Annotated in this window: 35 protein-coding genes and 2 pseudogenes; 27 read left to right on the top strand and 10 right to left on the bottom strand. The window is 53.6% G+C overall.

The features are described 5' to 3' along the window. Nucleotides 1-3: 3 nt before the first annotated feature. Nucleotides 4-1,074: a 3-deoxy-7-phosphoheptulonate synthase AroF gene (gene aroF / locus MMW58_RS07205; protein ID WP_241723006.1), complete on the bottom strand. Its 1,071-nt coding sequence runs from the start codon at nt 1,072-1,074 to the stop codon at nt 4-6. Nucleotides 1,075-1,422: 348 nt separating this feature from the next. Here aroF and MMW58_RS07200 point away from each other — a divergent pair, with 348 nt between their 5' ends. Genes MMW58_RS07200 through MMW58_RS07190 form a run of 3 tightly spaced genes read left to right on the top strand, consistent with a single transcriptional unit; the run spans nt 1,423 to nt 3,642 of the window. Further along, a complete protein-coding gene (locus MMW58_RS07200) occupies nt 1,423-1,932 on the top strand; it encodes a regulatory sequestration protein YfiR (RefSeq protein WP_133601450.1) in 510 nt (169 codons plus the stop codon). Further along, nucleotides 1,925-3,148, top strand: coding sequence for a diguanylate cyclase DgcN/YfiN (dgcN, locus tag MMW58_RS07195; RefSeq protein ID WP_241723005.1), 1,224 nt, complete (start codon nt 1,925-1,927; stop codon nt 3,146-3,148). Before MMW58_RS07200 ends, dgcN begins: the two co-directional genes overlap by 8 nt. An 11-nt stretch (nt 3,149-3,159) precedes the next feature. After that, the gene (locus tag MMW58_RS07190) at nt 3,160-3,642 is read left to right on the top strand and encodes an OmpA family protein (protein WP_132514680.1); all 483 of its coding nucleotides are present in this window, start codon (nt 3,160-3,162) and stop codon (nt 3,640-3,642) included. Nucleotides 3,643-3,647: 5 nt separating this feature from the next. On the opposite strand, the gene MMW58_RS07185 is transcribed toward MMW58_RS07190, so the two are convergent. The 5 genes from MMW58_RS07185 to MMW58_RS07165 form a co-directional block, all read right to left on the bottom strand. Beyond that, nucleotides 3,648-5,018: a PepSY-associated TM helix domain-containing protein gene (locus tag MMW58_RS07185; RefSeq protein WP_241723004.1), complete on the bottom strand. Its 1,371-nt coding sequence runs from the start codon at nt 5,016-5,018 to the stop codon at nt 3,648-3,650. Nucleotides 5,019-5,075: 57 nt separating this feature from the next. Further along, nucleotides 5,076-5,528, bottom strand: a complete 453-nt coding sequence (locus MMW58_RS07180; protein WP_241723003.1) for a DUF2946 domain-containing protein — start codon at nt 5,526-5,528, stop codon at nt 5,076-5,078. A gap of 217 nt (nt 5,529-5,745) precedes the next feature. Further along, nucleotides 5,746-6,795 carry a site-specific integrase gene (locus MMW58_RS07175; RefSeq protein ID WP_040165600.1) on the bottom strand — a complete coding sequence of 350 codons (1,050 nt, stop codon included), beginning with the start codon at nt 6,793-6,795 and terminating at the stop codon, nt 5,746-5,748. A 27-nt stretch (nt 6,796-6,822) separates the two neighbouring features. Continuing rightward, the gene (locus tag MMW58_RS07170; RefSeq protein WP_042945807.1) at nt 6,823-7,227 is read right to left on the bottom strand and encodes a hypothetical protein; all 405 of its coding nucleotides are present in this window, start codon (nt 7,225-7,227) and stop codon (nt 6,823-6,825) included. A 7-nt stretch (nt 7,228-7,234) separates the two neighbouring features. Beyond that, complete coding sequence (locus tag MMW58_RS07165) at nt 7,235-8,080, bottom strand: phage repressor protein CI (protein ID WP_042945809.1); 846 nt, start codon at nt 8,078-8,080, stop codon at nt 7,235-7,237. 121 nt (nt 8,081-8,201) lie between these two features. Between MMW58_RS07165 and MMW58_RS07160 the strand changes: the two genes are divergently transcribed. From MMW58_RS07160 to MMW58_RS07110, 12 genes and pseudogenes are all read left to right on the top strand, one after another. Continuing rightward, nucleotides 8,202-8,576: a regulatory phage cox family protein gene (locus tag MMW58_RS07160; RefSeq protein ID WP_042945810.1), complete on the top strand. Its 375-nt coding sequence runs from the start codon at nt 8,202-8,204 to the stop codon at nt 8,574-8,576. A 32-nt stretch (nt 8,577-8,608) separates the two neighbouring features. Next, nucleotides 8,609-9,118 carry a phage regulatory CII family protein gene (locus tag MMW58_RS07155; protein WP_241723002.1) on the top strand — a complete coding sequence of 170 codons (510 nt, stop codon included), beginning with the start codon at nt 8,609-8,611 and terminating at the stop codon, nt 9,116-9,118. 7 nt (nt 9,119-9,125) lie between these two features. Further along, entirely contained in the window at nt 9,126-9,326 is a 201-nt protein-coding gene (locus MMW58_RS07150) for a phage filamentation protein Fil family protein (RefSeq protein WP_040165606.1), read from the top strand. Between the two features lie 80 nt (nt 9,327-9,406). After that, entirely contained in the window at nt 9,407-9,694 is a 288-nt protein-coding gene (locus tag MMW58_RS07145; RefSeq protein WP_004195894.1) for a hypothetical protein, read from the top strand. A 65-nt stretch (nt 9,695-9,759) separates the two neighbouring features. Then, the gene (locus tag MMW58_RS07140; protein ID WP_023317536.1) at nt 9,760-9,984 is read left to right on the top strand and encodes a DUF2732 family protein; all 225 of its coding nucleotides are present in this window, start codon (nt 9,760-9,762) and stop codon (nt 9,982-9,984) included. Further along, on the top strand, nt 9,984-10,211 hold the full coding sequence (locus MMW58_RS07135; RefSeq protein WP_241723001.1) for a TraR/DksA family transcriptional regulator: 228 nt from the start codon (nt 9,984-9,986) through the stop codon (nt 10,209-10,211). Before MMW58_RS07140 ends, MMW58_RS07135 begins: the two co-directional genes overlap by 1 nt. After that, a complete protein-coding gene (locus MMW58_RS07130; RefSeq protein ID WP_241723000.1) occupies nt 10,208-10,837 on the top strand; it encodes a hypothetical protein in 630 nt (209 codons plus the stop codon). Before MMW58_RS07135 ends, MMW58_RS07130 begins: the two co-directional genes overlap by 4 nt. Next, nucleotides 10,834-11,079: pseudogene (locus MMW58_RS07125) on the top strand (DUF5405 family protein); the annotation flags it as partial. The gene MMW58_RS07130 and the pseudogene MMW58_RS07125, both read left to right, overlap by 4 nt. An 18-nt stretch (nt 11,080-11,097) precedes the next feature. Beyond that, nucleotides 11,098-11,307 carry a DUF7415 domain-containing protein gene (locus MMW58_RS30420; RefSeq protein ID WP_463351432.1) on the top strand — a complete coding sequence of 70 codons (210 nt, stop codon included), beginning with the start codon at nt 11,098-11,100 and terminating at the stop codon, nt 11,305-11,307. A gap of 149 nt (nt 11,308-11,456) precedes the next feature. Then, on the top strand, nt 11,457-13,526 hold the full coding sequence (locus tag MMW58_RS07120; RefSeq protein ID WP_241723698.1) for a replication endonuclease: 2,070 nt from the start codon (nt 11,457-11,459) through the stop codon (nt 13,524-13,526). Between the two features lie 121 nt (nt 13,527-13,647). Beyond that, nucleotides 13,648-13,836 carry a hypothetical protein gene (locus tag MMW58_RS07115; RefSeq protein ID WP_064185642.1) on the top strand — a complete coding sequence of 63 codons (189 nt, stop codon included), beginning with the start codon at nt 13,648-13,650 and terminating at the stop codon, nt 13,834-13,836. A gap of 6 nt (nt 13,837-13,842) precedes the next feature. After that, nucleotides 13,843-14,070, top strand: a pseudogene (locus tag MMW58_RS07110) (DinI-like family protein); the annotation flags it as partial. A 72-nt stretch (nt 14,071-14,142) separates the two neighbouring features. Here the strand turns inward: MMW58_RS07110 and MMW58_RS07105 are convergent. Next, nucleotides 14,143-14,574, bottom strand: coding sequence for a hypothetical protein (locus tag MMW58_RS07105; RefSeq protein WP_019704249.1), 432 nt, complete (start codon nt 14,572-14,574; stop codon nt 14,143-14,145). Between MMW58_RS07105 and MMW58_RS07100 the strand changes: the two genes are divergently transcribed. Further along, nucleotides 14,573-14,767: a hypothetical protein gene (locus MMW58_RS07100; protein WP_064165133.1), complete on the top strand. Its 195-nt coding sequence runs from the start codon at nt 14,573-14,575 to the stop codon at nt 14,765-14,767. The genes MMW58_RS07105 and MMW58_RS07100 overlap by 2 nt on opposite strands. Nucleotides 14,768-15,279: 512 nt before the next feature. Here MMW58_RS07100 and MMW58_RS07095 read toward each other — a convergent pair. Genes MMW58_RS07095 through MMW58_RS07085 form a run of 3 tightly spaced genes read right to left on the bottom strand, consistent with a single transcriptional unit; the run spans nt 15,280 to nt 18,766 of the window. After that, nucleotides 15,280-16,272, bottom strand: coding sequence for a phage portal protein (locus MMW58_RS07095; RefSeq protein WP_115193882.1), 993 nt, complete (start codon nt 16,270-16,272; stop codon nt 15,280-15,282). A gap of 47 nt (nt 16,273-16,319) precedes the next feature. Then, the gene (locus MMW58_RS07090; RefSeq protein ID WP_241722999.1) at nt 16,320-16,997 is read right to left on the bottom strand and encodes a terminase large subunit domain-containing protein; all 678 of its coding nucleotides are present in this window, start codon (nt 16,995-16,997) and stop codon (nt 16,320-16,322) included. Beyond that, entirely contained in the window at nt 16,997-18,766 is a 1,770-nt protein-coding gene (locus tag MMW58_RS07085) for a terminase ATPase subunit family protein (protein WP_241722998.1), read from the bottom strand. The genes MMW58_RS07090 and MMW58_RS07085 overlap by 1 nt, the downstream gene beginning before the upstream one ends. Before the next feature lie 165 nt (nt 18,767-18,931). On the opposite strand from MMW58_RS07085, the gene MMW58_RS07080 reads away from it, so the two are divergent. The 11 genes from MMW58_RS07080 to MMW58_RS07030 all read left to right on the top strand — a co-directional run bounded on the left by MMW58_RS07080 (nt 18,932) and on the right by MMW58_RS07030 (nt 24,683). Then, nucleotides 18,932-19,786, top strand: coding sequence for a GPO family capsid scaffolding protein (locus tag MMW58_RS07080; RefSeq protein ID WP_241722997.1), 855 nt, complete (start codon nt 18,932-18,934; stop codon nt 19,784-19,786). A gap of 73 nt (nt 19,787-19,859) precedes the next feature. Continuing rightward, entirely contained in the window at nt 19,860-20,918 is a 1,059-nt protein-coding gene (locus tag MMW58_RS07075; RefSeq protein WP_241722996.1) for a phage major capsid protein, P2 family, read from the top strand. Between the two features lie 3 nt (nt 20,919-20,921). After that, on the top strand, nt 20,922-21,665 hold the full coding sequence (locus tag MMW58_RS07070; RefSeq protein ID WP_064190248.1) for a phage terminase small subunit: 744 nt from the start codon (nt 20,922-20,924) through the stop codon (nt 21,663-21,665). 96 nt (nt 21,666-21,761) lie between these two features. Next, nucleotides 21,762-22,268 carry a head completion/stabilization protein gene (locus MMW58_RS07065; RefSeq protein ID WP_064184058.1) on the top strand — a complete coding sequence of 169 codons (507 nt, stop codon included), beginning with the start codon at nt 21,762-21,764 and terminating at the stop codon, nt 22,266-22,268. Next, on the top strand, nt 22,268-22,471 hold the full coding sequence (locus MMW58_RS07060; protein WP_004175163.1) for a tail protein X: 204 nt from the start codon (nt 22,268-22,270) through the stop codon (nt 22,469-22,471). The genes MMW58_RS07065 and MMW58_RS07060 overlap by 1 nt, the downstream gene beginning before the upstream one ends. A gap of 4 nt (nt 22,472-22,475) precedes the next feature. Continuing rightward, complete coding sequence (locus MMW58_RS07055; RefSeq protein ID WP_009309693.1) at nt 22,476-22,766, top strand: phage holin family protein; 291 nt, start codon at nt 22,476-22,478, stop codon at nt 22,764-22,766. Beyond that, nucleotides 22,753-23,250, top strand: coding sequence for a glycoside hydrolase family 24 protein (locus MMW58_RS07050; RefSeq protein WP_241722995.1), 498 nt, complete (start codon nt 22,753-22,755; stop codon nt 23,248-23,250). Before MMW58_RS07055 ends, MMW58_RS07050 begins: the two co-directional genes overlap by 14 nt. Next, a complete protein-coding gene (gene lysB / locus MMW58_RS07045) occupies nt 23,247-23,678 on the top strand; it encodes an Rz-like lysis system protein LysB (RefSeq protein ID WP_191679287.1) in 432 nt (143 codons plus the stop codon). Before MMW58_RS07050 ends, lysB begins: the two co-directional genes overlap by 4 nt. Then, nucleotides 23,560-23,811 (top strand): Rz1-like lysis system protein LysC, encoded by a 252-nt coding sequence (gene lysC / locus MMW58_RS07040; protein WP_241722994.1) that lies wholly within the window; start codon nt 23,560-23,562, stop codon nt 23,809-23,811. Before lysB ends, lysC begins: the two co-directional genes overlap by 119 nt. Continuing rightward, nucleotides 23,774-24,241, top strand: a complete 468-nt coding sequence (locus MMW58_RS07035; protein ID WP_142131520.1) for a phage tail protein — start codon at nt 23,774-23,776, stop codon at nt 24,239-24,241. Before lysC ends, MMW58_RS07035 begins: the two co-directional genes overlap by 38 nt. Then, complete coding sequence (locus MMW58_RS07030; RefSeq protein WP_241722993.1) at nt 24,234-24,683, top strand: phage virion morphogenesis protein; 450 nt, start codon at nt 24,234-24,236, stop codon at nt 24,681-24,683. Before MMW58_RS07035 ends, MMW58_RS07030 begins: the two co-directional genes overlap by 8 nt. Nucleotides 24,684-24,695 lie beyond the last annotated feature (12 nt).

The raw sequence follows: 24,695 nt of genomic DNA, 5'->3' as shown, positions 1-24,695 counted from the left end.
CTCTTACGCCAGACGAGCCGCCAGATGGCCGCGCAGATCCTTATCAAGTTCGCGGAGCAACGCATCGGTGGTTTCCCAGCTGATGCAAGCATCGGTGACGGATACGCCGTATTTCATATCACAACGCGGCTGCTCAGAGGACTGGTTGCCTTCGTGGATATTACTCTCAATCATCAGGCCAATAATGGAACGATTGCCATCCTTGATCTGCGCGACGACGGATTCTGCCACCGCTGGCTGACGGCGGTAGTCTTTATTGGAGTTACCATGACTGCAATCTACCATCAGCGACGGCTTCAGTCCCGCCTGAGTCATCTCTTTTTCGCACTGCTCGACATCTGCCGGGCCGTAGTTCGGCGCTTTACCGCCGCGCAGAATGACGTGACCATCCGGGTTGCCCTGGGTTTGCAGCAGGCAGACCTGGCCGGCCTGGTTAATCCCGACAAAGCGGTGCGGCATCGCCGCGGCGCGCATGGCGTTGATCGCCGTCGCCAGGCTGCCGTCGGTACCGTTTTTAAAGCCGACCGGCATTGAGAGGCCGGATGCCATTTCGCGGTGCGTCTGGGACTCAGTGGTACGTGCGCCGATCGCCGACCAGCTGAACAGATCGCCGAGGTACTGCGGGCTGTTAGGATCCAGCGCTTCAGTGGCCAGCGGCAGCCCCATATTGACCAGCTCGACCAGCAGCCGGCGCGCAATCTTCAGACCGCCTTCAACGTCAAACGAGCCATCCATGTGCGGATCGTTAATCAGCCCTTTCCAACCGACGGTGGTACGGGGTTTTTCAAAATAGACGCGCATTACCAGGTAGAGGCTATCGCTGACCTCTTCGGCAAGTGCTTTAAAACGATGAGCGTACTCGATTGCCGCTTCCGGATCGTGAATTGAGCAAGGACCGCAGACCACCAGCAGGCGCGGATCGCGGCCGGCAATAATGTCAGAGATAGTCTGACGGGACTGCGCAATCTGCGCTTCTTGTTCAAGGCTCAGCGGGAATTCAGCCTTCAGCTGATCCGGAGTGATCAAAACCTGTTCGTCGGTAATATGTACGTTATTCAGCGCGTCTTTTTGCATGATTGCGATCCTGGGTAGCTCGTTTGCGATAGTGTTTTCCTCACTGAGGAGAACGTAACGATACCACACAAAGTAAAGATTTCAATCCATATTCCGTAAATTTTACTTTACACATGCAAAATAAATGGCCCTTTATCCGCCATAAAACGTAAACTTAAATTAACACCACCCGCAACGACCGCCCAAAAATTATCCGTTGGGCCACCTTTTCTTTACGAAAAATCCTGGCCAAAATTAACCCATGGCAAAGACCGTGGCTAATGACGATTTTCACCAACAATGCTATTCTTCGGCCGGGCAACAGCGCGCTGCAATTCACGTACCATGACGAACCAGACGGATCCGTTAATGAAACAGTTTCACCGTCTTTTTTTGATGTCTTTGTTATTCATCGTGATCTATCCCGCTTTTGCCGCCGGGTCGTCTGCAAATGTGCGAGCCATTGTTTCAGGGATCGTGACGTACACCCGCTGGCCAGAACTCTCCGCCCCGCCCAGGCTGTGTATTTTCTCTACGTCACGCTACACCCAAAGTCTGACCCAGCAATCGCCTGAAGCTTTGCCCTACCAGCCGGTGGTTGTTCACAGCACAGAGGAAGCGTTGAATACGGTTTGTGATGGTTTTTATTTTGGTAGCGAATCGCCGTCACAGCAGTCCGAATTCACCTCTAAATACCGGCCAAGGCCCCTATTACTTATCGCGGAACAGAATACCGAATGCGCTATTGGCAGTGCTTTTTGCCTGATCATCAATGACGACAGGGTCAAATTCTCCGTTAATCTTGATGTCCTGACGCACAGCGGTGTGCGGGTCAATCCAGATGTACTGATGCTTGCCCGGAAAAACGCACATGAATAAGGATTATCCTCAGGGCCCGCGCCCCACCTTCAAAAGAGCGCTACGCCGTATCAGCATGATAAGCGTAATCATATCGATGACTCTGGTCTGGCTGCTGCTCAGCACCGCCTCCGTATTCACGCTGAAACAATACGCGCAGAAGAATCTCGAACTAACGGCCGCCACAATGAGCCGCAGCCTCGAAGCAGCGCTGGTCTTTGGCGATAGCGCGGCGGCAGAAGATACGCTGGCGACGCTGGGGAAGCAGGGACAGTTTTCCGAAGCGCTGGTGCTTGATAGCCAGAAAAAGCATTTTGCCCTCTGGCATAACCACGATCTGGTAAGCCAGGAAAAACTCAGCGGCCTTATCAGCAGGTGGCTTTTCCCACAGCCCACCGTGCAGCCCATCTGGCATGAAGGGAAAACGATCGGCGAGCTTCGCCTGACGGCGCTGGATCGGCTGATAAGCCACTTCCTCGGCATTTCCATTATCGTCCTGACCGGCAGCATCCTGCTGGCGTCCTTTATCGCCCTGCTGCTGACCCACTCCCTGCACCGCGGCATCGTTACCGCGCTGCAGAGCATTACCGAAGTGGTGCACGATATCCGGGAAAACCGCCACTTCTCGCGTCGCGTTCCCGAAGAACACATTGAAGAGTTTCATATTTTCGCCCAGGACTTTAATAGCCTGCTCGGCGAGATGGAGGACTGGCAGCGGCAGCTGCAGGCCAAAAACGCCCAGCTTCTGCGCAGCTCTCTGCACGATCCGCTGACCGGGCTTGCCAACCGCGCGGCGTTTCGTAACGTCATCGGCAAACTGATGAATGACGACGTCACCCACCGCAGCTCCGCGCTCTTATTCCTTGATGGCGACAACTTCAAGCTCATCAACGATAACTGGGGGCACGCGACGGGCGATAAGGTCTTAATCGAAGTGGCCAGCCGGCTGATGGCGTTTGCCGGTACCCACCATCAGGCATGGCGGTTAGGCGGCGACGAATTTGCCATTCTGCTGCGCAATGTCCACACCGAAGCTGAAGTCCAGGCACAGTGCGCCTTACTCTCGGCACAGTTTCTCCAGCCGTTTAATCTGCACAACGGCCACACCGCTACCCTGTCGCTCAGCATTGGTTACGCGCTGGCGTGGGAGCATACTTCTGCCGAAAATCTGCAAGAGTTTGCCGATCAAAATATGTATCGGATGAAACATCAGCGTTTGCAGCAGGTACAAAAATAAAAGGAATCATCATGCTCAGGAAATATTTTGCTCCCGCTCTGCTGGCCGCGGTTTTTCTCACCGGCTGCCAGGCTCCGCAAGGAAAATTCTCTCCGCAGCAGGTTGCGGCGATGAAGTCCTACGGCTTTACGGAAAGTAACGGCGACTGGTCCCTGGGCATCTCTGACACCATTCTGTTTGATAAAAATGACTACCGCCTGCGTCCCGAAAGCCAGCAGCAAATTCACAGCATGGCTTCCCGCCTTGCCTCAACCGGGATTACGCACAGTCGTTTAGATGGTCATACGGATAACTATGGCGAAGATGGCTACAACGAGATGCTGTCGCTGAAACGCGCAAACAGCGTCGCTGACGCCTGGGCGGAGGGTGCCAGCATCCCGCGCGGCAATTTAACGACCCGCGGGTTAGGTAAAAAATATCCGATTGCCAGCAACGATACGGCAAAAGGTCGTGCCGAAAACCGCCGGGTGACGGTGGTTATCAGCACGCCTTAACTCCCTTAGTCTACTGAACTGGCGAGCGTCACAGCGCTGGCCGCACGCCAGCGCAGATAGTCCACAGCAATGCACAGCAGCAGGCTGGCGCCCATCAGCGGCAGCGCCAGCCCCAGCAGGAAGGCCATCACCAGCGTGAGCGTACGGGCGGGCCATGCCAGATTAAGCCAGGCCTGCACCAGCGTACCTGCCGGATTAAACGCCGCCTTCGGCGGACGGCGAAGCCACCATAAGCGATACCCAACGACTATCATCACGCACAGCGCCGCGCCAAAGGCGATCAGCAGCAGCTGATTCGCCAGGCCAAAGAGGATCCCCATGTGGAAATCGACGCCCCAGCGGGTGAGTTTCGCCATCAGCGGGAAATCGGCAAAGCGCGTACGATCAACAACCTGCATCCGCTCACCGTCAATCGCTACCGCATCCACCCGGGTCGGCCAGCTTCGGTCTATTTCGTTCACCGTCCAGGCGAACCCCGCCCCTTTGGGAGGGCGAATCTCAAGCTTGCTGGCATCGAGACCTGCGCTACGCGCGAGCGTCAGCACCTGGTCAAACTGCTCGCCCTTCAGCGGCGGCATCGTTTCGGGCATCGCCATATTGCCCATATGATGCTCAGCATGGGCATCATGAGCCATCGGCATCGCGGCGTGCAGCCGGGCGTTGACCTGCGGCGTCAGCCAGCCGAATGCGGCGCGCATCTTATCGACATTATCCCCGGCCCACTGCGACCAGGTTAAGCCGGTCGCGGAGAACAGCAGCATGCCCGCCAGCAGCACCCAGCCGAGGGAAGCATGCAGCCGGCGCGTATTTTGCTGGCGGTTATTGATCCGCCGGCGGGGCCGGGTCATGGCCCATAGCGCAATGCCCCCCAGCGCGGCAACCCACATCCAGGATGCCGCCAGTTCGCTATACAGCCGCCCGATATTTCCTGCCAGCAGGGACCTGTGCGCATAATCAATCCACTGGCGCAGGGGCAAAATACCGCTGGTGCCATAGACCGTCATATCGCCTTTAACCTGCAAGGTTACCGGATCGATAAACAGCGCCCGGGATTCTGACTCTCCCAGCTGCGGGTCGGCGAACATCACCCGCGTGGTCTCGCCGGCGACCATCGCCGGGCGCACCGCCTGCAGGCGAAGATTTCCCTGAGTTAGCGCCTCCGCGGCCACTATTTGGGCGCTCAGCGGCTGCTTCTCCCCGCCGGGTGTCGCGCTCAGCGCGTCGTGATATAGCCAGTTTTCCAGCTGCGGCGTGGCCACGTACAGCGTACCGGTTAGCGCGGCCACGAAGATGAACGGCCCGATAAACAGGCCAATATAAAAATGAAGACGTCGCAGCAGGTTCAGCCATGCCGCGCGCGAGGTGCAGGTAGTCATACTTTTCCTTTCCGAAAGCAAAAAGAGAACGTTGCGCAGTGCGCACATTATTTTTTATCAACAGGAAAAAGCGGACTGCCGCGGCGGCGCGCGGGTATCGGGATAGAGCCAGGGGAAGAAGTGCCAATGCTTCTGCACCGGACGGGCCGTAAAGAGACGCAGCCGACGCAGGATGAAGGTAATAAGCAGCGCCAGCGCCAGCAGCAGGCCCGGCACGTGGGCTAGCAGCACGCAGTAGCCGCAGGCCTCGGCGTGGTCGGCCGGCAGGGTATGCGAAGGCGCAGACGTCTGCGCAGCGGAATGGGACATCGCCATGCCGTGCGGCATTTCCATGGCGTGAGGCGTGTCCGCCATCATCATCGCGTGGTGCATCCCGGGCATCGCGCCCATCGGATCTTTTTGCAATGAGATAGAGATCAGCGGTGCGACGACGATCAGCAGGATCGAAAACAGCGCCAGCCATGCGGCCCGCCGTTTATGTGCTGACTGTCGATAAATATTGCCGGCCACCGCCCCTCCATCGTGAGGGCGATATTGTAAATGATTTACATCAAGATAGTTAAAACAAAGATAAAAAAAGGGCCAGCCTATCAGGCCAGCCCTTTTTATCAGGATGTCGCGAAAGCGAATCTTAGTTAAGACGCTCCTAGTATAAGCATACTAACAACATACACTTATCATTAAAAACAATTAGTTAAAGCAATTTTAAGTGCAGTGAGTTGCAGTGTTATGAAACCTCCGCCGCCAATTTGTCGCCAATAGATAATGATAATGGATTTAGAGTGACGGCCTGTTCCAAGTGGTCGGGAGCAAAGTGCGCATACTTCATTGTTTCACGAATGTTGGCGTGGCCGAGTATCTTTTGCAGTACAAGGATGTTACCGCCGTTCATCATAAAATGCGCACCGAAGGTGTGACGCAGAACATGTGTCTTTTGTCCTTCGGTCAACTCGATATCCGTAAGCGCCAGCATTTTCTTGAACTCCTGATAGCAGGGCTTAAACATTCTCCCCTGCCTCGTAGAAAGTTCCTCATATAGCCACTTCGGTATCGGCACGGTGCGATTCTTTTTGCCCTTCGTCTTTGTGAAGGTCAATTTATACGGTGAAAGCTGCGGCCGTGTAAGCCGTTGAGCTTCCCCCCAGCGCGCACCAGTGGCCAGGCAAACTTTCGCGATTGTCGTAAGGTCTTCATGACCATATTTATGGCAAGCCGATAAAAGTTGTGGAATCTGTTCAAGAGTCAGCCAGGACATTTCTTTCTCGGCTTCCTTGAATACGCGGACGCCATCAAGAGGGTTAGGTAAACTCCATTCCCCTAACCTTTTCAATTCGTTGAAAACCGCCTCAAGGTACTGTTGCTCTCGGTTGACGGTTATTGGCTTCGCAACCCATTTCGACGGGTCTTTATGATAACCATTATCAATTTCTCCCCGTAGTCGGCGGTCACGGTAGTGAGCCCAATCTTTAGCAGTAAGACGGGATGCGATAGGGTCGCCAAGCCCGTTACAAACGATTTGCAACTTTGCCAGTCGCGACTTACTGGCGACTAACGCCTGCCCGTGTAAATTGTGCCAAAGTTGGATTATCTCGCTTAGCTTCCTGCGATCCTCTTTCTTACCCAGCCACGGTTTATCCGCGCTCTCGGTTTTTGTATATAGCTCGAATGCCTCGGCCTCGCCTTTAGTGTTGAATTGCCGACGTATACGGCGACCTTCTCGACCATTTGGGTAAAGCTCACATAACCATTTACCGTTTTTTTGTTTACTGATTGTCATAGCAGCACCGAGGCCGAGAGTTTATGTTTACTGAGGGTCTTTGTTCGTTACGAGATGGGTATTAGCCATGATTGTGACTTTGGATTCTTTCGGCTGTTCTGCCCCGGCTTTATCACAAGTGGCTCTGGGATTTTCCAAGCTATAGCCCATGAAGTTGAACTTATTCAAAATACGAATCTCTTTCGTATTTTTTAGATAAGAGGTGTTTTCTTTATGTAACCATACCGGGTAGCAAACACCATAAATGGCAGTATCGTAAATTTCAGGGGTAATACTCGCAGCATCGAGCGCAACAGTAATAACCCGATTGTTCTCTTTAATTGTTAGTGGTTGCATATCATTCAGAGACTTTTTTAATACTGCTAAATTTGATGGCTGAGCTAATGCCGAAAAAGAGGCAAATAAAGCTACTGCGAAAAATGAACGTTTCATAATGTCCTTATAAGTGTTTTTCTAATGTTAAAACAATCGCGCCTGATGGCGTGATATCTGATAGGCCACATTCAAATGAGGCCGATTTGTTGGAGAGTCTGACTTTGCTACCGGGCAGTCGAATAACATCAAATACATCTAATGCCCCATCAATACCAATAAGCCATCGCCCATTTCCAATAGTTGAGGTTGAACTGTCTACTAGCCATGACGATCCTATGCCCTCGATAAGCATCAACGACTCATGGTTATCGGTGAGTAATGATGGGTCAGCCAACCATAAGCCAGCAGGTTTTAGCTCACCAGCCTCAAGGCGATATTTTTTTACTGATGACTTTTGATAAGTTGCATCTTCGCGGTTTTCCCACATTTCGCCCTTTCCAGTTGCCAGCCATTCCAAAGAAACGCCGGTATCAAGAGCACATGTAACCACAACATCGCCAGGAAAAAAATCACGCCGGATCCAAGTGCTGATAGTGCCAGAAGGGATATCGAGCAAATCACCAAGTTCTTTTTGCTGCCGAAAGCCATAAGCGTCAAGTATACGTCTCAGAACCGTTTTGCCGCCGCTGGACATTATCTCTTCGTAAAGAGGTTTCCCTTTTAGCTGGATTTTGCTGCTGACGGATTTCGATTTTGCAAACTTACCAGTCACCAACCACTCAATGTCGACCCCTGTTTCTAGAGCACACTCCACAAAAACGTTCCCGGGAACGCTATCCCTAGCAAGCCAACTGCTGATGTTGTTGGCATAAATACCGAGTTTTTCACCAAGCTCCTTCTGAGAGCTAAGTCCATAAGCAGAAAGGATTCTTTCTATTGCCGGAGCTGCACCATCACCAAATTTCGCCATACGAAGCCGCCAAAAATTAATTTTTGCCATTGCAAAGTTAAATAACGCGAATTAAAGTGACGTTTATCAACCACGATGCACGTCAATGCAATTCACTACAACCAACCGGAGATGATGCGATATGTCAGATGCAAAATCAACCATGCCTCACACCATTAATGACTCGCAAATCCAAACTTTGCTATTAAACCCTGAGCAGTTGAACGCCATCGTTAGCGCAATGCTACCAGCAGTGGAAACGATGATCCGCTCGGCTATGTCCGACACCATGACCGTTGAAGACTTTGCCGCCGCGCGCGGTGTGAGTGACCGTCTGGTGTGGCAATGGATTGATAAGGGCATTCTTCTAAAGGCTCCCACTAAAGATTTTTCTAGCAAAGAGGAAGCCAGTAAACGAGGCCGAGTTCTCATCAATGTGAAAGCCTGGCGCGACAAGTTAACTCAACAGGCTATCGACTGCCGTTACATCGAAAATCACAAAACCGCGTTCAACTGAGTTTGATTTTGCAAGTTAAAGGGAGTTACAGCATGTTAGATTTTCGTGTTTCGTCACATGCACACTTTGATGATGCATGCAGAAAATTCTCGGCAACGCATAACGTGAAAGAGCTGGCGGATAAAGCCGGTATCAAGCCGCATACGCTTTACAACAAACTCAACCCGGAACAGCCGCACCAGTTAACGCCGCGCGAAATCTGGACGCTGACAGACCTGACCGAAGATTCGACCCTCGTCGATGGGTTTTTGGCGCAGATCCATTGTCTGCCATGCGTGCCGGTCAACGAGCTGGCAAAAGAAAAACTGCAATCGTATGTCATGCGCGCCATGAGTGAACTCGGCGAACTGGCGAGCGGTGCCGTTTCAGGCGACCGCCTTACCCCGGCCCATAAGCAAAACATGATTGCGAGCGTAAACGCGGGTATTCGAATGCTGTCCCTGTCGGCAATGGCGTTGCAGGCCCGGCTCCAGGCTAACCCGGCAATGACGAGTGTCGTCGATACCGTCAGCGGCATCGGCGCGTCATTCGGTTTGATTTGAGGTGGCTATGTTGACTAACGAACCGTCATTCGCCTCTCTGCTCAAAAAACGTAGCCCATCCATGCACTACGGGCACGGCTGGATAATGGGTAGCGACGGCCAGCGCTGGCACCCTTGCAGCTCTCAGTCCGAATTGTTGAACGGCTTAACAGCAAAAAAAGTCTCTGCGGTTAAGCGGCTTTTGAATGCATTAATGGGGGCAAAATGAACGAAAGAATTTCAGCTCATGACACCCAGGCGAGCAAGCTTTTTAGCAATGCTGATTGTACTACTGAGCAACCGAAGACCATGACCGGCGAAGAGTGTTTCGCACGGTTTCATCAAAAACTGAAGGCAACAGAAAATAAGGCGCTACGTAATTTCAATAAGCTTGATGAAGATTTTAAGTTTGTGGTTTTAACGCTTGCTAACCGAAATAATCCGGGCGCGTTTCGCTCTGATGAAGTCGGTAAACCATATGAGTATTTTGATATGGATCGCCGCAAGCTGATTATTGCGTCAATGAATAAAATTTCCCGTTGGGGTGGGATTTTGCCACGGCATATTTCCATCCATGAATGTTTTTTAGCTAATTAAATAAACCCGTAATTAATGGCGTAAACCCGCCGGGCTTCTTATTGCCCCAAATCAGGAGATTAAGAATGCATAAACAAACTTTAGAACCTAAAGAAAATACCGACCTGCTTCTTGAGGTTATCGGTATTGCAAAACGTGAAGAGCGTAAAGGTCGCGCTCTCGCTGTTTCCATCCGCCTTGAGGCGCTGGCAACTCATATCGCTAACAAAGGTATGAGCGCCATAGAAGCGGCTGAACTGTTGCGCCGGGAAGCCACCCGCTACGAAAACGAATCTCAGGAGCTGCACTAATGGCCGACTCAATGGATATCGCACAGCAGCGCGAGCAGGCAGAACGCGAGCGACTTATCAACAACGCGCGCAGCCATATCGCTGCGCCTTCTCGTTTTACCTGCGAAGAATGTGAAGCACCAATCCCGGAGGAACGCCGCATTGCTATCCAGGGCGTTGCGCTTTGCGTTACCTGTAAAGAAATCGCAGAGCTGAAAGGCAAACACTACAACGGAAGTGCGGTATGAACAACAGAAAACCAACAAACCAGTTAAAAGACAGTGCCTTATCTGAATTAATTGCAGCAATATCTCTCAATGAGAAATCGCTGCCGCTCGCGCTAACTCGCGTTGCGTTATGCGAACTACAAGAGCGCCGTAAGGATGATGCAGACCGTGCGCCGGTAGTTTCTGCGCTTTTTATTTCAGGTGTTCGTGATGAGGATGGCGACTGCACTGCGGTTGACGATATTGCCGCACAATTCTGGACCGTGTACCGCCGTAACGAGGATGGGACCTGCGATGCGCTTATGGACTTTATGAGCAGGGAAAGTGCGGAAACAGCGATTAAAATGATTGCTAAGAAGCGCGTACAAACCGGTGTCGATGACGATGTGCGCAACATAATTGGGCTATTAGAAAACAATGAATGGGCAGAGCATTGCACTGAAACTGTATTAGGTTCGCGCCTGGAAGCGGAAATAACTCGACTCGTTGGTAGCATGCAGTCAGCGCCGGTAGTGCCGAAGAAAATACCGCACAGTGTTTATATGGTCATCTATCAGGAATGCGGCGGTTTCGTAGACTGCGGTGCAAATGCTCAAACAATCTGGGAAGCCTGCCGCGCCGCCATGTTGAAAGGTGGTGCAGCATGAGCCTCCGCATCGAAATCGGCGACAAATGGATAATTACCAGCGACCAATATCAATTCATCCTGAATGAAAAGAAAGTCGCTAAATCCGGGAAAAAAGCTGGCGAGGAATGGCTCGACACTATTGGATATTTCCCGAAAATTAATCAGCTTATTTCCGGGATGATTCATCATCATATCCAGCAGTCGACCATCACCTCAATTGAGGAAATGGCCGCAGAGATTAAGCGCATCGGCGCACTATGTGGCGATGTATTTAACGTCATGGAACAAAGCGAAAAAATTGGAGGTTGTAACTGGATATCGTGGAATGAATTAAGCGAACGCGGTCTTATCATCCGTATTAATAAAGAAATTCTACACCCTATTGGGCTGGCGGTTTTCCGTGACCCTCAAACAGGTATGTCACGGGGCGCTTTAGTTTCCCCAGATGGTGTATGGGAATATGACCAGTCCGGTTCAGTGAAGGGGTGAGCGTGGGGATTTCTTACGCTTATCCGTGGAATGCTCCACGGTCGGCAATAGCCAGCCCATACCTTACCTATGATGAAGAGTATCGCCGCGATCGAATGATTGCGGCTTTGCTGCGTGCGCGTAAAGCCCTCTCACTTCAACCTGAGTACGTGCGCTTTGACGTCTATCGCACCGCTGCGGTGCTGGAGCAAAATCAGGGCAGTCAGCGAGCCAATGCCTTTTTAATCAGCTTCTGTAAAAAGGCATTGCCACGTCTTGAACTGGTCGCAAAAAAATACGAGTGCGTGGGTATCAACAGCAATGTATCAACTGCTGTTTTCGGTGGTCATTTTGACACCCGACTCATGCAATATCTGGCGTCACGTATGGTTAATCTGGTCGCCAGATATAACCGACTCCCTGATATGTCGCGCGCCGATGTTGACCTGCTGGCCGGTGACATTGCTAATTTCATTCGTTCTGAGCTGGCAAATATTGATGACTCAGGTTTTGGTGAGCTCAAAACGCTGTACACCTGGTACATGCACGCTGGTTTTATTTCTCTGCAATTTAATGTCACCCCTCCCCATTGGGAGCGCGTGGCAAATAAATACTTCAACAAAGATGATATCGCCCCCGCAGTAATCCGTATGTTTACTGAGTCATGGTGGCGTAATCGTCTGCGTCGTGTCGCGTCGGCATGGCGCGAACATCTACAAATTGCAGTCGGCAACGTCAGCAAGAAAAAGCACGCCTACGCGAGTAAAAACTGCGTGACCGACTGGCGCGAGCAGAAGCGCCGCACGCGTGAGTTTCTCAAAGGGCTGGATCTCGAAGACGAAGACGGCAACCGCATCAGCCTGATAGAAAAATATGACGGTTCGGTCGCTAACCCTGCGATACGCCGCTGCGAGCTGATGACCCGCATCCGTGGGTTTGAAAATATCTGCAATGAACTCGGTTATGTCGGGGAGTTTTACACCCTGACCGCGCCGTCTAAATACCACGCCACCACCAAAGCGGGCTACCGTAACAGCAAATGGAATGGAGCCAGCCCGGCAGATACACAAAGCTATCTTACTGGCTTATGGGCGCGTATCCGAGCGAAGCTGCACCGTGAAGAGATTCGTATTTTCGGGATCCGCGTAGCAGAACCCCACCACGATGGAACCCCGCACTGGCACATGCTTATGTTCATGCTGCCGGAAGATGTCGAGCGCGTGCGCCACATCATCCGTGATTATGCGTGGGAGGAAGACCACCACGAACTGAGAAGCGATAAAGCTAAAAAAGCACGCTTTCATGCCGAGGCCATCGACCCGGAAAAGGGCAGCGCTACCGGCTATGTCGCTAAATACATTTCCAAAAATATCGACGGTTATGCACTTGATGGCGAGCTCGACGACGAAAGCGGCGAACTGTTGAAAGAGACCGCACCTGCCGTTTCTGCCTGGGCCGCGCGCTGGCACATCCGTCAGTTTCAGTTTATCGGTGGCGCACCGGTGACGGTCTACCGTGAGTTACGTCGTCTCGCTGATACCGAGACCGCGCACGGCCTGAGCGTTGAGTTTGCCGCCGTTCATGATGCCGCCGACGCCGGTGATTGGGCTGGTTATGTTAATGCGCAAGGTGGCCCGTTTGTGCGTCGTGATGATTTGCAGGTGCGCACGCTGTATGAGCCTCGTGCCGAGTTTAACCAGTATGGTGAGGAAACTATCTGTATTCGTGGCGTGTACGATTCCGCCGTCGGCGCTGATGCCCCGATTTTAACCCGGCTAACGCAGTGGAAAATTGTACCGAAGCGTGCCGTTGATTTGGCCGTTGACCTTCAGGGCGCTCCTGCGCCCTCTCGGAGTTCTGTCAATAACTGTACGGGAAGCGAAAGCGATCCGCCGGAGCTGGATTTATCCAAACCGTTGAGTCGAAGTGAAAGGCGGAAGCTAACGGCCAGACTCAGGGACAAAAAACGGGTCACCAGGCGTGATTTTGTCCACGGGACGGATAAACAAAGCGTAGCCATTGACAGAACAATAGACGCGATTCAGCTCACGACCGGAGAAACCATCAGCCGGGGTGAGGCCCTGCACCTGATGGCCGGTGGAAAAAGTTGCATAAACGGCAAATGGTGCCGTGGTTCATCAGCCGGTGAAATTTTCCCGGCAGCACCGTCACGCCGGGCGCAGGCCAGACAAATCCTAAATCGAGTCGCGGAGTTAGCAGCAAAGCAGCACCAGAGATGACATTTAATATTCATCGATTTCATTAACATACAGACCAATCACGATTGATAATTTTTCTTTTAATCCCTTGCTCATACGTGATACTGTATGAATATACAGTGATACTTGTGGGAGGGATTTCATGGTTGATGAATATTTCAGCCAAAGACAGAAAAAATGGGCTTGTGTGCAATTCATCGCCGAAGTGTCTCTGATTGCAAACTGCAAACCGTCAGAACTCAAGCTCGCCCTGTCTCTCATTGCTGACCTTGCAAACAGTGAAAATAAAGAACCAGAAGAAGAAGAAGAAGTTTTCTATAAGGCTGAATAGATTATGAGAATCAATATCACGCTGGATAAAGAACAAAAAATAGGTCAGCAGATAGTCGATGCTTTCCAGAATGAATTAACACGTAAGGTGAGATGTGCTTTTCCAACCACACGGGTTACTGTTAAGAAAGGGTCTGTAACTGGCGTCGAACTACTTGGTTTCGATAAGGAGTCAGACCGTGAAGCGTTAGACGGTATCCTTCAGGAAGTTTGGGAAGACGAGAGCTGGCGTTAAACATGCTAACCGCGATGGCGCAAAAACTCGATTTTTGGGCCATCTCGGTTGAACAACTCGCTTTGCGAGGCGTTAGCTGGTTACTAGATTAACCCCGAGAGTAAGCAGATTCGTCACCGCCCCGGCAATAACCCCCGGAGTTCCCTCTTTCACCGCGCTGATAATTTTATCCCCCATCGTTTCGCTGCTCCCAAGCGAATCGGGCTTTTTATTGAGCACAGCCAGTGCTTTCTCGGTCAGGCGCACATCCATAAAATACGTTTGATGGTCGGTTTCATACTGGATGTATCCATTTTCACCAAGAAAAGTGAATGTACCTTCAACCACACTACGCAATTGATTTATTGCTTTCATTTCCGGTGAGTTAAGTTGGTTAAAGTAGTCATCGGGTAGTGCTGCGTTAAATTTTTCGTAGGTGATGACTTGCGGAACGGGAAAGTTCTCCCATAGCACCGCAAAGATTTCCGCCGTCTGTTGGTTAAATAAATCGAGGTTTTTAGACATGCAAAATTCCATTTCTAGTGAGGATAAGTGGGTTAAGCGCTGGTCGAAGCACATTACCTGTATGGCGCAGAACAATGACCTTAGTTCACGAGAGGTCGACAGCTATACCGATAAGCTGGTCGAACAGGCAAGCAGCGCAGAGCTAGGCAAGGTCATTAAAGACCTACTGAATCACATCAGAATGCAAAAATAAAAGGATCTTTATCAATATGTTATCTCCCATTTATGAAAATCCGTGGACAACTGTTTTTCTGCTGATTGTTACCAGCGCGTGTCTCAACAGTATCATTGGCACATTACGCGGCCAGTAACTTCACAGTAGCGCCCCTAACCGGCAACCTGAATGCCGGTTTTTTTATGCCATTTCCCCGCGATTTTTCCGTTTCTTAGTCGTGCATGCATTAAGTGCATCAATCTGCATGCAGGCTTTTCATCATAATTTGACGATCGCCGCCAGAGCTGGCGCGGATCCTATGACCTGTTGCAGTTGCATTAAATCCGACCCACGAAGCGGGCAGGCGAGGCGGGGAAAGCACTGCGCGCCAGCGTACTTTTGCTCATTTATTTTCGCAGCCTGAGCGCGTCGCTATGCCGCGCGGGTTCGCGATGGGAGCGGTGGGTGGTGCGGAGATGTCCGATGGCGTGGCGGGCTTCTGAGGCGGTCAGGCGTGGGGGTAAGGAAACGCCGCCCGGAGGCGGCGGAAATCAGTCACTTTCGGTGTCGAGGGTGTAACTTTTGAACCGGATCACCTCCTGACCGGCCCACGCGTTGACCTCGCGCATCCGGTCTTGTAGCGGGATGAGCTCGTTACGGACAAATACCTTTGCCACCTTCTCGATGTCACCGAGCGAACCGACGTTTTCCGGCTTGCCGCCCATCAGCTGGAACGGGATGCGATGAGCGTCGAGCAGGTCGGCGGCGCTGACTTTTTTGATATTGAAGAAATCGTCTTTAGTTGCCACCTCACTGAGCGGCACAATTTTTATGCCGTCCGGTTTTCCGTGCGGTGCGTAGAAAAACAGATTTTTGAAGTTGCCTAGCCCCTTCGAGCTGCGCATCGCATCGCGCAGCGCCTCAACATCGGTACCGCTTTGTGCGGCGTCCGTCACATACATGATGTAACCCGCATGCGCCCCGTTCTGGTAATACTTGCGACGGAACAGCGTCGCCGCTTCATTCAGCCAGGCGGAGTTTAGCGCGCTTAGATATTCCGGCATGCCGTACAGCTCCTGGTTGATGTCTGGCTCCAGCAGGTGGAATACGGATCCCGGCGCGAACGGGTGCGGCTGGTCGAATGACGGCACCCACCAGTAGACATCATCCTCAATACCACGCCGTGTATATTTTGCCGGTGATGCTTCCAGCTTCAGCGGGCGACCAGTGACACTCTTTCGGAGCTCTAAAAACGCGTTGCCAAACACCAGAAAATCAAGCGCGAAGCGGCTGAAGTCCTGTTGTGACAGTAGCGGGTGCGGAATAAACGTTGAGGCCAGAATGTTGCGCTTAACGTAAATCGGCGAGCTGTGATGAACGGCGGCGCGCAGGCTTTTCGCCAGCCCGTTAAAGCTGACCGGCGGTTCGAACCAGCGGCCGTTATTGACGCATTCCACGTAATCCAGAATATCGCGGCGGTCGAGCACGGCGCTCGGTTCACCAAAAGTAAACGCCTCCACTTTTTTGGGGGCGGTGTCTTTCATGTTGCGAGTGCGGTTTTGCTGGCCGCGCTGACGTTTGTTCTGCTTGCTCACTTGGCTACCTCGCTATTTTCCTGCGGCCAGATAGCCGAAAAAAGCATGTTAAAATCCTCTTTTGAAAATTCGGCCTCAATGTCTGGCAGATTCAAAATAGTGCAGCCTTGTTGAAGCGCTGAATATGCAGACAGTCGCTGCTGGTTATCTGGTTTTTCAGAAGACCAAAGCGCGTAAGCCTCATCACTTGGCGAGGGTGAGGTATAAGCCGTAAATCGGCAGTTTTTATGGGCTGAAATACCCTTCGCCACTTTGAACATATTGGCCGGTTTATCAGCCCAGGCGTATTCACTGACGTAAGCGTTACCGTTACACGCGGCAAGGGTGTGTTGCTCGCCAATAAACTGTATTTCAGCACCGTTTGTCAGCCGGATGGCTGAGTCATCAGGGGCAATGTTGACGCCAGCCAGTCGGGCAAAGTGAACCATCCATTGGCGGTTATTTGACAGTGAGTTACCTTCACCTGGGGCTATGAAATACTGGCTGCGCCCGGTCTCGATGGCGTCAATCAGTGCTTCCAGTGAGAAATACCAGTCAGCGCCACATTGTCGAGTTTTGGTAATGTGGCGTACCCGTTTTTGTGAAATAAACCAGCGGCGTTGATATTCAAAACCAATATCGGCCAGCAGGATTTTTAAGGTAGCGGCTTGCAGGCCAGAAAATTCATATCGCATCAGTTGAACTCCAGAATGGAAGATGTAGCCTGGCCGCTGCCAGCGGTCAGCGGTTCATTTAACAGCGCGTGCATGGTCGCCCAGGCGACGTCCGCGTGACTGGCCTCCTCGGTGCGGCTGGCCTCATAGGTGGCGCTGCGCCCGCTGCTGGTCATGGTCTTGCGGATTGCCATAAACGAGGTGGTGATGTCGGTGGCGCTGACGTCATATTCGAGACAGCCACGGCGGATAACGTCTTTTGCTTTCAGCACCATTGCGGTTTTCATTTCCGGCGTGTAGCGGATATCGCGGGCGGCGGGATAAAACGAGCGAACCAGCTGGAAGACGCCAATACCGAGGCCGGTCGCATCGATACCGATGTACTCGACGTTGTATTTTTCGGTGAGCTGGCGAATGGATTCGGCCTGCGTCGCAAAGTCCATGCCTTTCCACTGGTGACGCTCCAGAATGCGGAACTTGCCCCCGGCGACAACCGGCGGCGCGAGCACCACACACCCGGCGCTGTCGCCGCTGTGCGACGGGTCGTATCCCACCCACACCGGGCGGGAGCCGAACGGGTTGTCGGCGAACGGCGCAAAGTCTTCCCATTCTTCCAGACTGTCGACCATGCAGCGTTGCAAATCCTCGAACGGGAACACCGACGCCTTGTCGTCAACGAACTCGCACATAAACAGATTGCGGAAGTCGTCGACGCTGTTTTCGCGCTGGAGTTGCTCCAGATTGAACAGCGTACATCCCCCGGAGAGCGCATCCTCAATGGTGACAATCTGCCGCCACTGGCCGTCAGGACACGCCACGCCAGCAGCGAGCGCGTCATGACTGATATCGATGTCGACCCGCTCGCTGGCGCGGGCGCGGCCACGGTTGAATAATTCCCCAGACCAGAACGGGTAAGCGCCGTGCGCCAGGGTGGAAGGTGTCGAAAAGTAGGTGCTGCGCAGGTGGCTTTGTGAGGCCATGCCCGATGACACTTTGCGCAGTTTCTGGAAGTTGGGGATCCAGAATATCTCATCGACATACAGGTCGCCGTTATGGCTCTGCGCGGTGTTTGAGTTGGTGCCGAGAAAAATCAGCTTTGCGCCGTTGTTGCCGATGACAATCGGGTCGCCGGTCAGGTCAACATCGACCAGTCGGGCAAACTGGATGATGTACTCGCGGAATACATACGCCTGCGTCTTACTCGCTGACAGAAAAATCTGGTTATGGCCGGTTTTCAGCGCGTGCAGCAGCGCCTCACGGGAAAAGTAGAACGTCGCCCCAATCTGGCGCGATTTCAGAATGTCGCGAATACGGTGCTCAAGCCCGGCGCGGTGCCAGCGGAGCTGATACTCGAAAGACTCCGCGAAAAAAATCTCTTCCAGTTTCTCGATAGCCTCGTCACTGAAAAAGTTCTTTGTCGGCTTTTTGCGATCGCCTTTGTTGCGGTTGGCTACGTTGGGATTAAGGTCAACCTCGTTTCCGGTCTGACCATAGCGATTAATGCGCGCAAAGCGTTCCATCTGCCGTCCCAGAAAATCCGCGACCTTGAAATCGTGGGGCGTCAGGTTGGGCTTTGCATAGAGCTGAATCAGCCGGGCCTCTAAAGTGCTTTCTACCCGGTTAAGCGGTGCGGTTTCATCCCACTGGTCGCGCTGTTTCCAGCTCTGCACCGTCGGGCGTTTGGTCTGCAACATTTCGGCAATCTGCGGCACGGAAAACCCCTGCCAGTACAGCAAAGCCGCCTGGCGTCGCGGGTCGTTTAACAAAGTGGTGTCGGTGGTGATGGTCATGGATGCCTCGCCGTGATTGATACAGGGCAAGGCTAAAGAAACGGGTGATGCGAATCGCTAAGGTGCTGTTGTGTGAGGGATAAGCCATCCGGGACAGATGGCGGGTGGGCGGCGACGTCGGGAAACTAACCCCGACCCGTTAACCCGATATCAGGACTCCTGACAATGGCAAAAAAAGTTTCAAAATGGTTTCGCATCGGCGTCGAAGGCGATACCTGTGACGGCCGCGTTATCAGCGCGACGGATATTCAGGAAATGGCCGAGACCTTTGACCCCCGCGTCTACGGTTGCCGCATTAACCTCGAACACCTGAAAGGCATCCTGCCAGATGGCCCGTTCAGCCGTTATGGCGATGTGGTTGAGCTGAAATCTGAAAAGATTGACGACGATTCGGTACTGAAAGGCAAGCTGGCGCTGTTCGCCAAAATCACCCCGACCGATGACCTGATCGCAATGAATAAAAAATTGCAGAAGGTCTACACCTCAATGGAAATTCAGCCGAATTTCGCCAATAGCGGCAAATGCTACCTGGTCGGCCTGGCGGTGACTGATGACCCGGCCAGTCTCGGCACCGAATACCTCGAATTTTGCCGGGGTGCCAAATTTAACCCCCTCAACCGCTTCAAAGCCGAGCCGGGAAACCTGATTTCCGTCGCCACCCTCGCCGAGCTGGAGTTTGAAGACCAGGCGGAAAATGTCTTTACCGCCCTGAGCGACAAAGTGAAAGCGATTTTCAGCCGCAAACAGGCCAGCGATGACGCCCGTTTTCAGGATGTGCATGAGGCCGTGACGACCGTCAGTGAACATGTGCAGGACAACCTCACCGCCAATGAGCAACGTCTTGCCAAGCTGGAAAATGCCTTTGCGACCCTGAAACAGGACGTCACCACGAAGGCCGACCAGACCAGCCAGGCATTCAGCCAGTTAAAAACGTCGCTGGATAAAACCGAAAGCACCACGCAGCCACGCCGCAAGCTCTCCACCGGTGGCGGTGGCGATGAGCTGCTGACCGACTGCTAAACGGTCGTGAATTTATCGCCGGGCGACAGGATTGCCCGGTCAGACAACCCGATTTAACCAAACAGGAAAGACTATGCGTCAGGAAACCCGTTTTAAATTCAATGCCTACCTGTCCCGCGTTGCCGAGCTGAACGGCATCGGCACGGACGACGTGAGTAAAAAATTCAACGTCGAGCCGTCCGTCACGCAAACCATGATGAACAACGTGCAGATGTCATCGGCCTTTTTGCAGAAAATTAATATCGTGCCGGTGGATGAGCTGAAGGGTGAAAAAATTGGCGTCGGCGTCAATGGCACCATCGCCAGCACCACGGACACCAACAGCGGCAAGGAGCGTAAAACAGCCGACTTTACCGCGTTGGAGTCCAAAAAATACGAGTGCGATCAGGTCAACTTTGACTTCCACTTCAAATATAAAAAGCTGGATTTGTGGGCGCGCTTCCAGGACTTCCAGCGCCGTATTCGCGATGCCATCATCCAGCGGCAGGCGCTCGATTTCATCATGGCCGGGTTCAACGGCGTTGAGCGCGCCGAAACCTCTGACCGCGCCGCTCATCCGATGTTGCAGGACGTCGCCGTCGGCTGGCCGCAGAAATACCGCAATGAAGCGGCGACCCGCGTGATGAGCAAAATCGTCGACGAGGAAGGGAATGTCGTTTCCGCTGTTATCCGCGTGGGTAAAAACGGCGATTACGTTAACCTCGATGCGCTGGTTATGGATGCCACCGACAACCTGATTGACGAGATTTATCAGGAAGATTCGGAGCTCGTCGCGATTGTGGGTCGTAAGCTGCTGGCCGACAAATATTTCCCGATCGTCAACAAAGACCAGCCGAACAGCGAAGCGCTCGCGGCTGACATCATCATCAGCCAGAAACGCATCGGCAACCTGCCCGCCGTCCGTGTGCCGTACTTCCCGGCGAACGCGATTATGGTGACGCGTCTCGATAACCTGTCCATTTATTTCATGGACGAAAGTCACCGCCGATCCATCATCGAAAACCCGAAACTCGACCAGGTGGAAAACTATGAATCGATGAACATCGATTACGTGGTCGAAACCTACGCCGCCGGGTGCTTCATTGAAAATATCAAGCTGGGCGATTTCTCTGCCGCGCAACCGGAGGGCTAACCGATGACGAGCCCCGCACAGCGTCACATGATGCGGGTCTCGGCCATTGAAACCGCGCAGCGGGAAAACAACCCGCTGCGGCATGCCACTGCCTACGAGCAGATGCTGGTTAAGCTGGCCGCAGACCAACGCACGTTAAAAGCCATCTTTGGTAAAGAGCTGAAAGCCACGAAAAAGCGCGAGCTGCTGCCGTTCTATCTGCCGTGGGTCAGTGGCGTGCTGGAACAGGGCAAAGGTGCGCAGGATGACATCGTGATGACCGTCATGCTGTGGCGTCTCGATGTCGGCGATATCGGCGGCGCGATGGATATTGCCCGCTACGCGTTTAAGTACGGTCTGACCATGCCAGGCAAACACCGCCGCCCGCCGCAGTACATGTTTACCGAAGAGGTGGCACTCGCCGCCATGCGAGCCCATGCCGCCGGTGAACCGGTCGTCATCAGCCAGTTGCTCGACACGCTGGCGCTGACCGCCGCCGCCGATATGCCGGACGAAGTGCGCGCAAAGCTGCACAAAATCACCGGCCAGGTGCTGCGGGACAACAAACAGCCCGCCGACGCGCTGGCCCACCTCAAGCGAGCGATGCAGCTCGATTGTCAGGCAGGCGTTAAAAAAGACATTGAACGGCTTGAGCGTGAGCTGAAGCCCAAACCGGCAACGGTCGTTAAAGCCCCTGTAAGAGCGCCGCGCGCCGTGAAAACCACGGCACCGGCTAAACGTGGCCGCCCGAAAAAGACCGCCGGTTAACAGAATGCGCCCCGCGCCAGGGCGGCACGCCGGTCGATGAGGGTGATTTACCCGACCTGAGACCGGCGTCCACCGCCCACCTATTCAGAGGTAGTCATGACGACGCTGATTATTAAAAAGAACGATGAGCCGCAGCCGGATGGCGTGGTGGTCATCCCGCCGCCTGCCAGCGATGAGCCGGTGATAAAAAATACGTTTTTCTTTCCTGACATCGACCCGAAACGCGTGCGTGAAGGGATGCGCCTTGAGCAAACCGTCGCCCCGGCCCGGCTGCGTGAGGCCATCAAAACCGGCATCGCCGAAACCAATGCCGAGCTTTTTTTGTGGCGGGAACAGCAGATTGCCGGGGGTTTTAGCAAGCTGGCCGACGTGCCGGCTGACGATCTCGACGGCGAAAGCGTGCGCGTTTTCTATTACCTGCGCGCCGTCACCTCAATGGCGACCGCCACGGTCTATGAGCGTTATCGCGGTGTGGATGCCAGCGCCAGAGGCGACAAGAAAGCCGACAGCATCGATACCACTGTCGACGAGCTGTGGCGGGACATGCGCTGGGCCGTATCACGCGTCCAGGACAAACCCCGCTGCATCGTGAGCCAAATCTGATGCAGGCCATCGCGCAACAGGGCGACACGCTCGACATGATTTGCGCCCGGTATTACGGGCGCACTGAGGGGGTATTCGAGTCGGTGCTCGCCGCAAATCCGGGGCTGGCCGAGCTCGGCGCAGTGCTGCCACACGGCACGGTGGTCGAACTGCCCGACGTCCAGTCATCCCCCGTAACTGAAACAATTAATCTGTGGGAGTAAACACATGACGGAAGGTGAAAAAAGCGTCCTGTCACTGTTTTTGATCGGCGTGCTGATTGTCGTCGGGAAAGTGCTGGCCGGTGGCGAGCCCATCACCGCCCGGCTTTTTATTGGCCGTATGCTGCTGGGCGGCTTTGTCTCGATGGTGGCCGGGGTGGCACTGGTGCAGTTTCCCGATCTGCCACCCGCTGCCGTGTGCGGATTTGGCTCCATGCTGGGTATCGCCGGTTATCAGGCAGTGGAAATTGCGATTCAGCGCAGGATTAAAAAAGGGGAAAGCGATGGCGGTCATTAAGACACACCCCAACGTCGCGGCATTCCTCGACACGCTGGCGTTTTCAGAGGGTACGGCGACGCACCCGCTGACCAGAAACAACGGGTACGACGTCATTGTCACCGGTATCGATGGCAGGCCGGAAATTTTTACCGACTATCGCGATCACCCGTTTGCCGGTGGGCGCCCGGCGAAGGTCTTCAATCGTCGCGGGGAAAAATCCACGGCATCCGGGCGTTACCAGCAGCTTTATCTGTTCTGGCCGCATTACAAAAAGCAGCTCGCTTTGCCGGATTTCAGCCCGGCATCACAGGACAGACTCGCCATTCAGCTGATTCGTGAGCGCGGCGCGCTGGAAGACTTGCAGCAGGGGCGAATTGAACGCGCCATTTCCCGTTGTCGCAATATCTGGGCTTCATTGCCGGGGGCCGGGTACGGTCAGCGCGAGCACAGCCTCGACAGGCTGGTCGCCGTGTGGCGCAATGCCGGAGGGGTATCCGCATGAAAATAGTCATTATCCTGCTGGCGCTGGCCTGCGCGGGTCTGCTGTGGATGCGACACGATAACAGCAATTTGCGCGCCTCTTTTGAACGCGCGAACCGGGTCGCCGGTACGCAGAAAACCACGATCACCATGCTGAAAAATCAGCTCAACGTTGCCGCAGAGCAGTCGCAGCGCAAAGAGCTGGCGCAGGTTGCCATGCGGGATAAGCTCACCGCCGCTAATCTGCTGGCCTTCAGGCGTGAACAAACCATCACGAGGTTACTCAATGAAAATGAAGCGTTTCGCCGCTGGTATCGCGCTGATTTACCTGATGCTGTGCGCCGGTTGCACCAGCGCACAGCCTGCACCAACGCCGCCGCCGGTGATTGTTTACAACGCCTGCCCGAAGGTCAGCCCCTGCCCGATGCCGGGCAGCGACCCGCTGACTAATGGCGACCTGAGTGCGGATATACGCCAGCTCGAAAACGCCCTGAAAAGCTGCGCAATCCAGGTCGATACGGTTAAACAATGCCAGGATGAAATCGATGCAAAAGCCCAACAGTCTGCGAAAAGCCTTAACTGATGCGGTGCCGGTGCTGCGTACCAACCCCGATATGCTTCGCCTTCGCCTGGACGATGGCAACAATACGGCGACGCTGGCGCGCTCCCTGTCGTTTGAAAAGCGGTACACGCTTAACATCGTGGTCACGGATTTTACCGACGATATTGACCTGCTGTTTGTGCCGATTATGGCCTGGCTGCGGGTCAATCAGCCGGACATCATGACAACCGACGAGGGGAGAAAAAAAGGATTTGCCTGGTACGCTGACATTAATAACGACAGCAGCCTTGATGTCAGTATCAGCCTGTTGCTGACCGAGCGCACGCTGGTCAACGAGGTCGACGGCGCAATGTACGTTGAGAACATCCCGGAACCGCCACCGCCGGAGCCGGTGACGCGCCCTGTTGAGATGTGGAGTAATGGCGAACTGGTGAGTAAATGGGATGAATGACTTCAAACCCTTTGAGGACAAGCTCGCCGGGTTGATAGCGGCCCTTTCTCCTGCCGGGCGGCGTCGGATGACCGTCGACATTGCGAAGAAACTGCGCCAGCGGCAACAGCAGCGCATTAAATCGCAGAAAGCCCCGGACGGTTCGCCATTTGCCCCGCGTAAGCGCCAGCCCGTCAGGGCAAAGAAAGGCCGTATTAAGCGCGAGATGTTCGCGAAACTGCGAACCAACCGCTATATGAAAGCGACCGGTAACGACAGCGCGGCGGTGGTGGAATTTACCGGGAAAGTGCAGCGCATCGCCCGCGTGCATCAGCTTGGGCTCAAGGATAAACCATCCCCCAAAAGTGCCGCCGTCGAGTACCCACAGCGCCAGCTATTTGGCTTTACCGAAGACGACCGGCAACTTGTGGAAAGCGTCATTATCGACTACCTCGCCGATTAACGTTGTGCCAGC

Origin of the sequence: Klebsiella sp. HC6, from assembly GCF_022605325.1 — a bacterium.
In the GTDB taxonomy this organism is placed as follows: domain Bacteria; phylum Pseudomonadota; class Gammaproteobacteria; order Enterobacterales; family Enterobacteriaceae; genus Klebsiella; species Klebsiella terrigena.
The sequence above is the reverse complement of the archived record's forward strand: the minus strand, read 5'-3'. Positions and strand labels throughout refer to the sequence as shown.